Origin of the sequence: Leifsonia sp. 71-9 (assembly GCF_001898805.1) — a bacterium.
GTDB lineage: Bacteria > Actinomycetota > Actinomycetes > Actinomycetales > Microbacteriaceae > Leifsonia.
In genome coordinates this window covers 215,701-229,686 of sequence record NZ_MKVJ01000014.1, presented here as the reverse complement: position 1 = coordinate 229,686, position 13,986 = coordinate 215,701, and the positions used below count along the sequence as shown (strand labels likewise).

13 protein-coding genes are annotated in these 13,986 nt (G+C 69.9%); 12 read left to right on the top strand and 1 reads right to left on the bottom strand.

What is annotated here, in order from left to right; genetic code table 11:
- Positions 1 to 19: 19 nt before the first annotated feature.
- From murC to BGO91_RS08255, 11 genes are all read left to right on the top strand, one after another.
- On the top strand, positions 20 to 1,429 hold the full coding sequence (gene murC, locus BGO91_RS08305) for a UDP-N-acetylmuramate--L-alanine ligase (RefSeq protein WP_290472304.1): 1,410 nt from the start codon (positions 20 to 22) through the stop codon (positions 1,427 to 1,429).
- A gap of 6 nt (positions 1,430 to 1,435) precedes the next feature.
- Positions 1,436 to 2,491 carry an FtsQ-type POTRA domain-containing protein gene (locus BGO91_RS08300; RefSeq protein WP_290472303.1) on the top strand — a complete coding sequence of 352 codons (1,056 nt, stop codon included), beginning with the start codon at positions 1,436 to 1,438 and terminating at the stop codon, positions 2,489 to 2,491.
- A gap of 157 nt (positions 2,492 to 2,648) precedes the next feature.
- Positions 2,649 to 3,818: a cell division protein FtsZ gene (gene ftsZ / locus BGO91_RS08295; RefSeq protein ID WP_290472302.1), complete on the top strand. Its 1,170-nt coding sequence runs from the start codon at positions 2,649 to 2,651 to the stop codon at positions 3,816 to 3,818.
- A complete protein-coding gene (locus BGO91_RS08290; RefSeq protein WP_290472301.1) occupies positions 3,784 to 4,485 on the top strand; it encodes a YggS family pyridoxal phosphate-dependent enzyme in 702 nt (233 codons plus the stop codon). Before ftsZ ends, BGO91_RS08290 begins: the two co-directional genes overlap by 35 nt.
- A 72-nt stretch (positions 4,486 to 4,557) precedes the next feature.
- Entirely contained in the window at positions 4,558 to 5,070 is a 513-nt protein-coding gene (gene sepF / locus BGO91_RS08285; RefSeq protein ID WP_290472300.1) for a cell division protein SepF, read from the top strand.
- A gap of 83 nt (positions 5,071 to 5,153) precedes the next feature.
- The gene (locus BGO91_RS08280) at positions 5,154 to 5,450 is read left to right on the top strand and encodes a YggT family protein (protein WP_290472299.1); all 297 of its coding nucleotides are present in this window, start codon (positions 5,154 to 5,156) and stop codon (positions 5,448 to 5,450) included.
- 148 nt (positions 5,451 to 5,598) lie between these two features.
- A complete protein-coding gene (locus BGO91_RS08275) occupies positions 5,599 to 6,420 on the top strand; it encodes a DivIVA domain-containing protein (protein ID WP_290472298.1) in 822 nt (273 codons plus the stop codon).
- 34 nt (positions 6,421 to 6,454) lie between these two features.
- The gene (lspA, locus tag BGO91_RS08270; RefSeq protein WP_290472442.1) at positions 6,455 to 7,054 is read left to right on the top strand and encodes a signal peptidase II; all 600 of its coding nucleotides are present in this window, start codon (positions 6,455 to 6,457) and stop codon (positions 7,052 to 7,054) included.
- Positions 7,055 to 7,975 carry an RluA family pseudouridine synthase gene (locus tag BGO91_RS08265; RefSeq protein ID WP_290472297.1) on the top strand — a complete coding sequence of 307 codons (921 nt, stop codon included), beginning with the start codon at positions 7,055 to 7,057 and terminating at the stop codon, positions 7,973 to 7,975.
- 160 nt (positions 7,976 to 8,135) lie between these two features.
- On the top strand, positions 8,136 to 11,651 hold the full coding sequence (dnaE, locus tag BGO91_RS08260) for a DNA polymerase III subunit alpha (RefSeq protein ID WP_290472296.1): 3,516 nt from the start codon (positions 8,136 to 8,138) through the stop codon (positions 11,649 to 11,651).
- Positions 11,652 to 11,660: 9 nt separating this feature from the next.
- Entirely contained in the window at positions 11,661 to 12,026 is a 366-nt protein-coding gene (locus BGO91_RS08255) for a cupin domain-containing protein (protein WP_290472295.1), read from the top strand.
- 24 nt (positions 12,027 to 12,050) lie between these two features.
- Here the strand turns inward: BGO91_RS08255 and BGO91_RS08250 are convergent, their stop codons facing one another.
- On the bottom strand, positions 12,051 to 12,581 hold the full coding sequence (locus BGO91_RS08250; RefSeq protein WP_290472294.1) for a flavin reductase family protein: 531 nt from the start codon (positions 12,579 to 12,581) through the stop codon (positions 12,051 to 12,053).
- A gap of 81 nt (positions 12,582 to 12,662) precedes the next feature.
- Here BGO91_RS08250 and hisD point away from each other — a divergent pair, with 81 nt between their 5' ends.
- Positions 12,663 to 13,970, top strand: coding sequence for a histidinol dehydrogenase (gene hisD / locus BGO91_RS08245; RefSeq protein ID WP_290472293.1), 1,308 nt, complete (start codon positions 12,663 to 12,665; stop codon positions 13,968 to 13,970).
- Positions 13,971 to 13,986 lie beyond the last annotated feature (16 nt).

Here is a 13,986-nt window from a genome sequence, read left to right as displayed (position 1 = left end):
TGAACCGAAAGCAGTGCCCGTGATCAAGCCCGACCTCACCATGACCATCCCCGACGACCTCGGCGCCCTGCACTTCGTGGGCATCGGCGGGTCCGGGATGAGCGGGATCGCCCGCCTGTTCCTCGAGGCCGGCTACACGGTGACCGGCTCAGACGTGCGCCATTCCGCGAACATCGACACCCTGCGCGCCCTCGGCGCGACCATCGCCGTCGGCCACGACGCCGCGAACGTCGGCGATGCGGACACGCTGGTCGTCACCGGCGCGCTCTGGCAGGACAACCCCGAGTACCAGCTCGCGCTCGCGAAGGGCCTCCCGGTGCTGCACCGGTCGCAGGCGCTCGCGTGGCTGATCAACCGCAAGCGGCTCGTCGCCGTCGCCGGTGCGCACGGCAAGACCACGTCGACGGGCATGATCATCACCGGCCTGCTCGGCATCGGCGAGGACCCGAGCTTCGTCAACGGCGGCGTGATCGCCTCGCTCGGCAAGAGCTCGCAGACCGGCAGCGGCGACCTGTTCGTCGTGGAGGCGGACGAGTCGGACGGCACCTTCCTGCTCTACGACACCGCGGTCGCCCTCATCACCAACGTCGACCCGGACCACCTCGACCACTACGGCTCCCTCGAGGCCTTCGAGGAGGCGTTCGTCACGTTCGCCCGCGAGTCGAGCGAGCTGGTCGTCGTGTCGTCGGACGACGCCGGTGCGAAGCACGTCACCGCCCGCCTGCTGGAGTCCACCCCCGACAAGCGCGTGGTGACCTTCGGCGAGGCGGAGGATGCCGACGTGCGCGTCCACTCGGTCGTCACCGACGGACCAGTCTCCTTCCGCATCAGCTACCAGGGCGACGAGTACGCCGCGCAGCTGCGGGTCCCCGGCCGCCACAACGCCATCAACGCCGCGGGCGCCTTCGCGGTGCTGACCGGCCTGGGCTTCGAGCCGGCCGCGTCGCTCGCCGCCATCGCCGAGTTCGGCGGCACGGAGCGCCGCTTCGAGCTGCACGGGACGGTCGGCGGCGTGAGCGTCTACGACGACTACGCCCACCACCCGACCGAGGTCGCCGCCGCACTCTCCGCGGCGCGGACGGTCGTCGGCTCCGGCCGCATCATCGCGGTGCACCAGCCCCACCTCTACAGCCGCACGCGGCTCTTCGCGAACGAGTTCGCCGAGACCCTCGAGACGTACGCCGACGAGACCGTCGTGCTGGACGTCTACGGCGCCCGCGAAGATCCGGAGCCGGGCGTCACGGGCGCGCTCGTGGCCGATCGGTTCGCGCATCCCGAGCACGTCGCGTTCATCGCCGACTGGCAGGCCGCGGCCGACCACACCGCCGAGATCGCGCGCGAGGGCGACTTCGTCATCACCCTCGGGTGCGGCGACGTGTACCGCATCGTGCCCCAGCTGCTGGACTCGCTCCGCCGCGTCCGCGAGTAGCCGCCCGTGAAGCGCCCTCAAGGTCACGACCGGTCGCCCGGGCAGACGCCGCCGCCCGCGGCGGGCCCGCCCGCGAACGCGCCGGAGCCCGAGCGTCGCGCGACCGCGCGACCGGCGGTGACCGAGCCGATCCCGATCATCCAGGCGCCCACGCCCACGCCCACGCCGACGCCCTCGGCGCCGGCGTCTGCTCCATCCCGCGACCGCGAGCCCGCGCGCCGGCAGCACAGCGCACCTCCGGAGGCCGCTGCCGCCGCCGACACGTCGCCGTACGACCGCCTCCCGAGCAACCGCGAGATCAGCAAGGCGCTTCGGGCCGCGCGCAAGGAGCGCAAGAAGGTGGAGCGCGGCGAGGTCCGCCGGTTCACCAAGCGGTCGCGCCGGCGGCGTCAGGCCTGGCTCGGAGCGGGCGGAGTGGTGGTCGCGCTCGTCCTCGGCGTCACCCTGCTCGCCTTCTCCCCGGTGCTCGCGCTCAAGCACATCGAGGTCACCGGGGCGTCGCGGCTGAACCCCAAGGACATCCAGGCGAAGCTGGGGGATCAGCTCGGCAAGCCGCTCCCGCTGCTCGACCAGGCGGGCATCTCGCACGACCTCGCCGCGTTCCCGCTGATCCGCAGCTACACGGTGGAGAGCCATCCGCCGGACACCATCGTGGTCCGCGTGGTCGAGCGCCAGCCGATCGGCGTGGTGCAGAAGGGTGCGGCGTTCACCCTCGTGGACGCCGCCAAGGTGCCGATCGCCTCGAGCGCGGCCCGGCCCGAGGGGTTCCCGCTGATCGCGGCCGGCGGCGCGTCGGCCGAGAAGGACGCCGACTCGGCGTTCGCGGCGGCCGCCAGCGTGCTGAGCGCCCTCCCCGCCGCGACCCTCGCGCAGGTGGACACCATCTCGGCAACGACGAAGGACGACGTCTCCTTCACCCTCCGCGGCAGCGGTGCGACCGTCGTCTGGGGGAGCGCCGAGGACTCGGAGCTGAAGGCCGCCGACCTCGCGGCGCTGCTCGTCGGAGCCGCCGGCGCGAACCACTACGACGTGTCGTCGCCGCACAGCGTGACGACCGGATGACGCCGTGCGGACGACGGCTTCGGGACGCACTTTCCCGACACGCCTGGCCGGTTCCACCGCCACGGCCCGCGCGCACCTAACGTCGAAAAAAGGAATTGCATACTCAGCATAACTTTAAGCCTCGACTTGAGGTTGAAGGTTCCCGTGGAGGCCGGACGTGACAGCAAATCAGAACTACCTCGCCGTGATCAAGGTCGTCGGCATCGGCGGAGGCGGCGTCAACGCCGTCAACCGCATGATCGAGCTCGGCCTCCGCGGCGTCGAGTTCATCGCCATCAACACGGACGCGCAGGCGCTGCTCATGAGCGACGCCGACGTCAAGCTCGACGTCGGTCGTGAGATCACGCGCGGCCTGGGCGCCGGAGCCGACCCCGAGGTCGGCCGTCGCGCCGCCGAGGACCACGCGGAGGAGATCGAGGAGGCCCTCGCGGGCGCCGACATGGTCTTCGTCACCGCGGGCGAGGGAGGCGGCACCGGCACCGGCGGCGCTCCCGTCGTCGCGCGCATCGCCAAGTCGATCGGCGCGCTCACCATCGGTGTCGTCACCAAGCCGTTCTCCTTCGAGGGCAAGCGCCGCCAGCAGCAGGCCGAGGCCGGCGTGCAGCGGCTCAAGGAAGAGGTCGACACCCTCATCGTGGTGCCGAACGACCGGCTGCTGGAGATCAGCGACCGCGGCATCAGCATGCTGGAGGCGTTCTCCACCGCCGACCAGGTGCTCCTCGCGGGTGTGCAGGGCATCACCGACCTGATCACGACCCCGGGCCTCATCAACCTCGACTTCGCGGACGTGAAGTCCGTGATGCAGGGCGCGGGAAGCGCCCTCATGGGCATCGGCTCCTCGCGCGGCGCCGACCGCGCGATCAAGGCCGCCGAGCTCGCCGTGGCCTCGCCGCTGCTCGAGGCCAGCATCGACGGCGCGCACGGCGTGCTGCTCTCCATCCAGGGCGGATCGAACCTCGGCATCTTCGAGATCAACGACGCGGCCCGCCTGGTGCAGGAAGCCGTCCACCCCGAGGCGAACATCATCTTCGGTGCCGTCATCGACGACACCCTCGGCGACGAGGTGCGCGTCACGGTCATCGCCGCAGGCTTCGACGGGGGAGAGCCCGGCTCCAAGCCGGTGGTCGACACCCGTCGCTCGACGTTCGTCGAGGCCGGCGCGGAGGATGCCGCGACCTCCTCCGCCGTGACCGAGGCCGGAGAGGTCGAGGCGCCGGTCGCCGAGACCTGGACCGGTGAGACCCCGGTCGCCGAGACCGCCGCTCCCAAAGACCCTGCGTTCGACGACGAGAATGACGACCTCGACATCCCCGACTTCCTCAAGTAGCCCGCTCGCCGAGCGCCTCGCCGCGGTCCGGGACGGCATCGACGATGCCGCCCGGGCGGCGGGGCGCTCGCCGGACGAGCTGACCACGATCGTGGTCACGAAGTTCCACCCGGCCTCCCTGGTGCGCGAACTCGCCGCACTCGGCGTGCGCGACGTGGGGGAGAACCGGCACCAGGAGGCGCAGGAGAAGGCGGCAGAGCTCGCCGACCTCGATCTCGCCTGGCACTTCGTCGGGCAGCTCCAGAGCAAGAAGGCGCGACAGGCGCGGCGCTACGCCTCGGTCATCCACTCGATCGACCGCTTCTCGCTCGTCGACGCCCTGCGCTCCGACGAGTCCGAGGTGGACGCCTTCGTGCAGCTCAACCTCACGGACGACCCGGGCCGGGGCGGCGTCGCCGACCGCGACCTGGAGCCGCTCGTCGAGCACGTCCTTGCCACGCCCGGCCTGCGGCTTCTCGGCGTGATGGCCGTCGCCCCTCTCGACGAGGAGCCGGCACGCGCCTTCGAGCGCGTACGGGCCTCGAGCGAGCGCGTCCGTTCGCTGGCCCCGGAGGCCTCCGCGATCTCCGCCGGGATGTCCCAGGACTACCGCGAAGCCATCGCCGCCGGCGCGACACACCTTCGGATCGGGACGGCCATTACCGGGAATCGGCCCACCCTTCGTTAATCTCGAAGGAGAAGAAGGTTCGCAATACGTGCGTGCGAGGCGTCGGCGCACAGTTCTACACGGAGGAAGCGCATGGCCAACCCGCTGAAGAAGACGATGGTCTATCTCGGCCTCGCCGACGAGGAGCTGGAGTTCGACGAGCAGCCCGAGCAGGCGCAGCACCAGCCGCGCCGCGAGGCTCCCGCCCCGGCGCCGGTCCAGCCCGTCCCGCACCCCGCACCGGTCGCCCCCGTGGCCGGCCGCGCTCCGGTCACCCCGCTGCGCAAATCGTCCACCGCACGGAATGTTTCGGTACAGGAAATGAACGAGATCCTCACGGTCCACCCCCGCCAGTACCGCGATGCCCAGGCGATCGCCGAGTCGTTCCGGGAGGGCATCCCGGTCATCATCAACCTCTCGCAGATGAGCGAGGGCGACGCGCGTCGCCTCATCGACTTCGCCAGCGGGCTCTCCCAGGGCCTCTACGGCAAGATCGAGCGCGTGACGCCGAAGGTCTTCCTCCTCTCCCCGTCGCACGTGGTCGTCTCCGGCGAGCACGGCGGTGCGGACTCCGAGGTCGACGCCTCCTTCTTCGCCCAGAACTGAAACGTGCGGCTCCGGCCGCCGACACGACGTGAGCGCACGCCCCCTCGTCAGGGAGGGCGTGCGCTCTCCGTCATACTGGGGGTGTGCTTGTCGTCTCGATAGTCGCGACCATCGCGTACTACCTCCTCCTGATCTACTTCTTCGTCATGTGGGCGCGCTTCGTGCTCGACCTGGTGCGGACCTTCGCGCGGCAGTGGCGGCCCAAGGGCCTCGTGCTGCTGCTGGCCGAGGCGACCTACGCGGTCACGGACCCGCCGATCAAGTTCTTCCGCCGGATCATCCCGCCGCTGTCGATGGGCCCGGTCGCGCTCGACTTCGGGTGGAGCCTGACGATGCTCGTCGTGATCATCCTTTTGTACGTGACGCTGGGATTCAGCTGAGCGTCGATCGCGGAACCGGCGGCCGCCCCGTTATAGGGTTGTCGAGCCGACGAGCGAGCGCGGCGGAGTGCGCATTACCGGCCCACTTTGCTAGCGTTGGCTGAACGCGATATCTGTTCGTCTCTTTCAAGATCTAAGGTGGCTTGCCATGGCGCTGACTCCGGAAGATGTAGTCAACAAGCGGTTCCAACCGACGAAGTTCCGTGAGGGCTACGACCAGGACGAGGTCGATGACTTCCTCGATGAGGTGGTCGTCGAGCTCCGTCGTCTGGGTCAGGAGAACGAGGAGCTGAAGCAGCGCCTCGTCGCCGCCGACTCGCGCATCGCCGAGCTGCAGCGCAGCTCCGGCTCGTCCGCTGCGACGCCCGCCCCCGTCGCGGCCGCGCCTGCCGTCGACAACGGCGAGCTGACCCGTCTGCAGCAGGAGAACGAGGAGCTCAAGCAGCGCCTCGCCGCCGCGCAGCAGGAGTCCGCGGCCGCCGCCGCTGCGGCACCGGCCGCCGCTGCCGCCGCCCCGGCGTTCGCCGCCGACAGCGCGAACGACCCCAACGCGACCAACAACCTCCTCCAGCTCGCGCGCCGTCTCCACGAGGAGCACGTGCGCGAGGGCGTCGAGAAGCGCGACTCGCTCATCGCCGAGGGTCACGCCACCGCCGCGCGCATCGTCGCCGAGGCCGAGTCGAAGCAGCGCGCCCAGATCAGCGCCCTCGACCAGGAGCGCACGCAGCTGGAGCGCCGCATCGACGAGCTCCGCACGTTCGAGCGCGACTACCGTCAGGGCCTCAAGGGCTACATCGAGGGTCAGCTCCGCGACCTCGACGCCCAGCCCGCCGCCGGCGGTGCCGGCTTCGGTCAGAACCGCGCGGCCGCTCCCGTGAGCGCCAGCATCCCGGCCCCCGTCGCCGCGGACGCCTCCAGCTCCTCGGACCAGGGCAACCAGCCCCCGGTCTTCCCCGGCTTTGGAGGCTAATACCTCCCGGCCCTCGGTCAGCGTCCGGGCCTTGGTGATCCTGGCGGTGGTCGCGCTCTGCGTGTACCTCGTCGACCAGATCGCCAAGGTCCTGGTCGTCGCCAACCTCTACGAGGGTCAGCGGGTCGAGGTGCTCGGCCAGCTGCTGCAGTTCAACTTCGTCAAGAACGCCGGCGCCGCCTTCTCGATCGGGAGCGGATCCACCTGGATCTTCTCGATCGTCGGCGTCGGCGTGCTCGGCTTCGTCGTCTGGTACGCCCCGCGGATCAAGTCCACGGCGTGGGCCATCCTGTTCGGTCTGCTCCTCGGCGGCCTGCTGGGCAACCTCACGGACCGCCTCTTCCGGGAGCCGGGCTTCGGCGTGGGCCACGTGGTCGACTTCCTCCAGATCCCGCTCCTGCCGGCGATCTTCAACCTCGCCGATGTCGCGATCGTGTCGAGCATGGCGCTCTTCCTGATCCTGACGATCCGCGGCGTCGGTCTCGACGGGCGCCGGACGGGCGAGGATGAGGATGTCGACGCCGACACCGACGCGCTCGACGACGCGGACGCCCCCGTCGCGGACGACGCGGTCGTGGAGGCTCCTGCCGACGCGCCGACGGAGGCCGAGCACCCCGAGAAGCCGCAGCCGTAGATGGAGTCGCGCAGTTTCCCCATCCCCGACGGGCTCGACGGGGCGCGGGTGGACGCGGGGCTCGCGAAGCTCCTCGGCTTCTCCCGCAGCTTCGCGGCCGAGATCGCGGAGGCCGGAGGCGTCACGGTCGACGGCCGCGACGTCGACAAGTCCGACCGGCTGACGGCCGGCTCCTGGCTCGAGGTGTCGTGGAAGCCGCGCGAGGAGGTCACGATCGTCCCGATCGCGGTCCCCGAGCTCACGATCGTCCACGACGACGACGACATCGTCGTGATCGATAAGCCGGTCGGCGTCGCCGCGCATCCCTCCGTCGGCTGGGAGGGCCCCACCGTGCTCGGTGCCCTCGCGGCGGCCGGGTTCCGGATCTCGACCTCCGGTGCGGCCGAGCGGGCCGGGATCGTGCACCGGCTGGATGCCGGCACGAGCGGTCTCATGGTGGTCGCCAAGTCCGAGCACGCCTACACGGTGCTCAAGCGCGCGTTCCACGATCGGACGGTGGAGAAGATCTACCACGCCGTCGTCCAGGGGCATCCCGACCCGCTCACCGGCACGATCGACGCCCCGATCGGCCGTCACCCGAAGTCGGACTGGAAGTTCGCCGTGGTCGCCGACGGGAAGCCGTCGGTCACGCACTACGAGACGATCGAGGCGTTTCCGGCGGCGAGCCTGCTCGAGATCCACCTCGAGACCGGCCGCACCCACCAGATCCGCGTGCACATGGCGGCGCAGCGGCACCCGTGCGTGGGCGACTCGATGTACGGCGCCGACCCGACGCTCTCCGCCCGCCTCGGCCTCACGCGGCAGTGGCTGCACGCCGTGCAGCTGGCGTTCGAGCACCCGGCGACAGGGGAGTGGGTCACGTTCACGACCGGCTATCCCGCCGACCTCCAGCACGCTCTCGACGTCCTCCGCGCGTCCTGACTCGGGCGTCGACGGGCGTCGCGAACGGAGGAGTTCCGGCGCTCCCGAGGGATGACCGGCGGCTTACGGAGGAGATCCGATCCGGGGTCCGGAAAATGTCCTCAGGAGCCCGCGCGCGAGGCCCGCGACGTCGGTCCCACGACGTAGGCTTGTCCTCGACATGAGCGATTCCTTCGTCCACCTCCACGTCCACAGCGAGTACTCGATGCTCGACGGGGCGGCACGCGTCAAGCCGCTGATCGACGCCGCCGTCGAGCAGCAGATGCCCGCCGTCGCCGTCACCGACCACGGCAACATGTTCGGCGCGTTCGACTTCTGGCGCACCGCCACGGACGCCGGCATCAAGCCGATCATCGGCACGGAGGCGTACCTCACGCCGCGCACGCACCGCACCGACAAGACCCGCGTCCGCTGGGGCGACGGCGGCGGTGACGACGTCTCGGGCTCGGGCGCGTACACGCACATGACCATGCTCGCGGCGACGACCGAGGGCATGCACAACCTGTTCCGGATGTCGTCGAAGGCGTCGATGGAGGGGTACTACTTCAAACCCCGCATGGACCGCGAGCTGCTCAGCCAGTACGGCAAGGGCATCATCGCGACGACCGGCTGCCCGTCGGGCGAGGTGCAGACGCGCCTGCGTCTCGGGCAGTACGACGAGGCCGTCAAGGCGGCGGCGGAGTTCCGCGACATCTTCGGCAAGGAGAACTTCTACGCCGAGATCATGGATCACGGCCTCGGCATCGAGCGCCGGATCATGAGCGACCTCATCCGCCTCGCCAAGGACCTCGGCATCCCGATGGTCGCCACCAACGACCTGCACTACACGCACGCCGAGGACGCGAAGAGCCACGCGGCTCTGCTCTGCGTTCAGTCCGGGTCGACGCTCGACGACCCCAACCGGTTCAAGTTCGACGCCGACGAGTTCTACCTGAAGTCGGCCGAGCAGATGCGCCAGCTGTTCCGCGACTACCCCGAGGCGTGCGACAACACGCTCGCGATCGCCGAGCGCTGCGACGTGCAGTTCGACACGCAGGCCAACTTCATGCCCCGCTTCCCGGTGCCCCCGGAGGAGACCGAGCAGACCTGGTTCGTCAAGGAGGTCGAGAAGGGGCTCACGGAGCGCTACCCGAACGGCATCACGCCGGAGGTGCGCAAGCAGGCCGACTACGAGATCGGCGTCATCTCGCAGATGGGCTTCCCCGGCTACTTCCTCGTCGTCGCCGACTTCATCAACTGGTCCAAGAACAACGGCATCCGCGTCGGCCCGGGCCGTGGCTCGGGAGCCGGCTCGATGGCGGCCTACGCCATGCGGATCACCGACCTCGACCCGCTGCAGCACGGCCTGATCTTCGAGCGCTTCCTCAACCCCGACCGCGTCTCCATGCCCGACTTCGACGTCGACTTCGACGACCGTCGCCGCGGCGAGGTCATCAAGTACGTGACCGAGAAGTACGGCTCCGAGCGCGTCGCCCAGATCGTCACCTACGGCACCATCAAGGCCAAGCAGGCGCTGAAGGACTCGGGCCGTGTGCTCGGCTTCCCGTTCTCGATGGGTGAGAAGCTCACGAAGGCGATGCCGCCGCCCGTCATGGGCAAGGACATCCCGCTCACCGGGATCTTCGACAAGAACCACCCGCGCTACAAGGAGGCGGTGGACATCCGGGCGGTCGTCGAGAGCGACCCGGAGGCCAAGACCGTCTTCGATACCGCGCTCGGCCTCGAGAACCTCAAGCGCCAGTGGGGTGTGCACGCGGCCGGCGTCATCATGTCGTCCGACCCGCTGATCGACATCATCCCGATCATGAAGCGCGAGCAGGACGGCCAGATCGTCACGCAGTTCGACTATCCGGCCTGCGAGTCGCTCGGCCTGATCAAGATGGACTTCCTCGGCCTCCGCAACCTGACGATCATCAACGACGCCCTCGACAACATCGAGGCGAACCGCGGCGAGAAGCTCGTGCTCGAAGACCTCGAACTCGACGACCGACCGGCCTACGAGCTCCTCTCGCGCGGCGACACCCTCGGCGTCTTCCAGCTCGACGGCGGCCCGATGCGCTCCCTGCTGCGCCTGATGCGCCCCGACAACTTCGAAGACATCTCGGCACTCATCGCGCTGTACCGCCCGGGCCCGATGGGCGCGAACTCGCACACGAACTACGCGCTGCGCAAGAACGGCCAGCAGGACATCACGCCGATCCATCCGGAGCTGGCGGAACCGCTCGCCGACATCCTGTCGACCAGCTACGGCCTCATCATCTACCAGGAGCAGGTGATGGCGATCGCGCAGAAGGTCGCCGGCTTCTCCCTCGGACAGGCCGACATCCTGCGTCGCGCGATGGGCAAGAAGAAGAAGTCCGAGCTGGACAAGCAGTTCGCCGGCTTCGCCCAGGGCATGAACGACAACGGCTACTCGATGGACGCGGTGAACAAGCTGTGGGAGATCCTGCTGCCGTTCTCGGACTACGCGTTCAACAAAGCACACTCCGCCGCCTACGGCGTGATCTCGTACTGGACCGCCTACCTCAAGGCGCACTACCCGGCCGAGTACATGGCGGCGCTGCTCACCAGCGTCGGCGACTCCAAGGACAAGATGGCGCTCTACCTGAACGAGTGCCGCCGCATGGGCATCAAGGTGCTCCCGCCGGACGTCAACGAGTCCAGCCTGTACTTCGCCGCCGTCGGCGAGGACATCCGCTTCGGGATGGGCGCCGTGCGCAACGTCGGCGCGAACGTCGTCGAGGGCGTGCGCGAGGCGCGCGAGAGCAAGGGGCGGTTCGAGTCGTTCCACGACTTCCTGTCGAAGGTGCCGATCCACGCCGCGAACAAGCGGACCGTGGAGTCGCTCATCAAGGCGGGCGCGTTCGACTCGCTCGGCCACACCCGCCGGGCCTTGGTCGAGGTGCACGAGGACGCGGTGGAGTCCGCGGTCAAGATCAAGCGCAACGAGGCCAACGGCGACGTCGGATTCGACTTCGACAGCCTGTGGGAGGCCGACGAGCCGGGTCAGGCCCAGCACAACATCCCGGACCGGCCGGAGTGGGGCAAGCGCGACAAGCTCGCGTTCGAGCGCGACATGCTCGGCCTGTACGTCTCCGACCACCCACTGGCCGGCCTGGAGCTGCAGCTGGCGAAGATGGCGAGCACGTCCATCGCCGACCTGGTCGGCTCCGACAACATCCAGGACGGCGAGACGGTCACGATCGCCGGGCTCATCACGAGCGTGCAGCATCGCGTCGCGAAGGCGTCCGGCAACCAGTACGGCATGATCACCGTCGAGGACTTCGGCGGCGAGATGACCGTCATGTTCATGGGCAAGGCGTACCAGGAGTTCTCGCCGATGCTCACGGGCGACGCGATCGTCGTGGTGCGCGGGCGCGTCAGCCTGCGCGACGACGGCATGAACCTCCACGCCTTCAGCCTGATGAATCCTGACCTCGGCCCCATCGAGGACAGCAGCCCGCTGCAGATCACGATCCAGGACCGCCGGGCGACCCCCGACGTCGTCACCCGCCTGGGCGAGACGTTCTCGCGGCACCCGGGGGACAACGAAGTGCGGATCCATCTGGTGACGGGCGGCCGTGTCCGCGTGCTCGGCGTGCCCAAGCAGGTGAAGGTCAGCCCGGATCTGTACGGGGAGCTCAAGGGCCTCCTCGGCCCGAACTGCCTGGTCTAGCGTGGGGTCATGAGCGACGGCGTCCGCAACCTGCACGAGGCACTCGCACGGATCGGCGAGCACTGGCAGCCGCACCGCCTGACGAGCGTCAACGACTACGACGTGAAAGTGGTGAGGCTGCTCGGCGAGTTCGTCTGGCACGAGCATCCCGACACCGACGAGCTGTTCGTGGTGCTCAGCGGTGAGCTGACGATCCAGCTGCGCGACGGCGACGTCGTGCTGGGCCCGGGCGACGTCTACGTCGTCCCGCGGGGCGTCGAGCACTGCCCGCGAGCGGACGCCGAGGTGGAGGCGGTCCTGTTCGAGCCGCAGGGCACGGTGAACACCGGGTCGGCCGGCGGCGAACGGACGGCACAGCTCCGCGAACTGGACTGAGCGACGGCCGGACCGCCGGCGCCGTCAGTCGAGCGCGGTGGGCCGGTGGTAGCGGCGCTCGTGGTAGAGCAGGGGCTCGTCCTCGGCGCCGAGCTCTCCACGCTCGATCTGGACGACCACGACCGCGCTGTTGTGCACGGTGAAGCGCTCGACGATGCGGCCGACCACCCACGCGGTGGTGTCCTTGATGACGGGGAGGCCGTACGGACCGGGGTACCAGTGCTCGCCCTCGAACCGGCGGGCGTTGTCTCCGGCGAGCTTCTCGGCGGCAGCCTTGTTGCGCACGCCGAGCGTGTGGATGACGACGCGATCCGTCTCGGCGATGGCGGGCCAGCTGGACGCCGAGAGCGCCATGTTGAACGTCGCGAGTGGCGGCACCGCTGCCAGGGAGGCGAGCGAGGTCGCCGTGAACCCGACGGGGCTGCCGTCGGCCCGCAGAGCGGTGATGATGGCGACACCGGCGGCGTGGCGGCGGAACGTCTGGCGGAAGGCCGACAGGTCCGGCGTGACGTCGGAGACGGTGCCGTCGGTGGGGTCGGGGGATGCGTTGTTCATACGTGTACTGCAAGCACCAATCGACATCGAGAATTCCGCGCGGGGAAACCATCGCGGGGGAGCGGATAGGCTTGTCGCGCCATGATGCAGACCATCGATCTCCGCGGAGTCCAGCCTACTCGCGTCGCCTTCGAGCGCCTCGTCCCCCGTCCCGTCGTGGACGTGCAGGTCGCGATGCATGTAGCGACCGAGCTCATCGACGACGTGCGCGCCCGCGGGGCCGCAGCTCTTCGGGAGCAGGCCGAACGGTTCGACGGCGTCGCGCCGCCCGCGGTCCGCGTCCCCGTCGAGGAGATCGCGGCCGCCGTGGAGGCGCTGCCCTCCGACGTCCGAGCGGCTCTTGAGGAGACCATCGCGCGGGTCCGAGAGGCGACCGCTGCGCAGGTGCCGCCGCCCGCCGAGACCCGTATCGGCCCGGGGGCGACCATCGTGCAGCGTTGGCAGCCCGTCGAGCGAGCGGGTCTGTACGTGCCGGGCGGCAAGGCCGTCTACCCGTCCAGTGTCGTGATGAACGCGGTTCCCGCCCAGATCGCGGGTGTCTCGTCGATTGCGCTCGCGAGCCCGCCCCAGCGCGAGTTCGGAGGCAGGGTCCACCCCGTCATCCTGGGCGCCGCCGGGCTGCTCGGCATCGACGAGGTCTACGCGATGGGCGGCGCCGGCGCGATCGGCGCGCTCGCCTGGGGTGTGGAGGAGATCGGGCTCGAGCCGGTCCAGGTCATCACCGGTCCCGGCAACATCTACGTCGCCGCCGCCAAGCGCGTCGTGCGCGGGAAGGCCGGCATCGACTCCGAGGCCGGCACCACCGAGATCCTCGTGATCGCCGACGACAGCGCGAACCCGCGGTACGTCGCCGCCGACCTGGTGAGCCAGGCCGAGCACGACGAGGCCGCCGCCTCCCTCCTCGTCACGGACAGCCCGGCCTTCGCCGAGCGCGTCGCCGCCGAGCTGGACCAGCTGGCCGGCGCGACCCGGCACAGCGAGCGTGTCCGCACGGCCCTCGGCGGCCAGCAGTCCGCGATCGTGCTCGTCGACGACCTCGCCGCCGCCGCCGCGTTCAGCAACGCCTACGGCCCGGAGCACCTCGAGATCCAGACCGCGGACGACGACGCCGTGCTCGCCGACATCCAGAACGCCGGTGCGATCTTCATCGGTCCGAGCGCGCCCGTCAGCCTCGGCGACTACCTCGCCGGGTCGAACCACGTGCTGCCGACCGGAGGGCAGGCGCGGTTCTCGTCGGGCTTGGGCGCGTACTCGTTCCTGCGCCCGCAGCAGGTCATCCGGTACGACCGGGATGCGCTGCGCGACGTCGCCGACCGCATCGTCGCGCTCTCGGGCGCCGAGGACCTCCCCGCGCACGGCGAGGCGGTCACCGTCCGCTTCCGCGGCTGACGGCCGGGAGACCGGT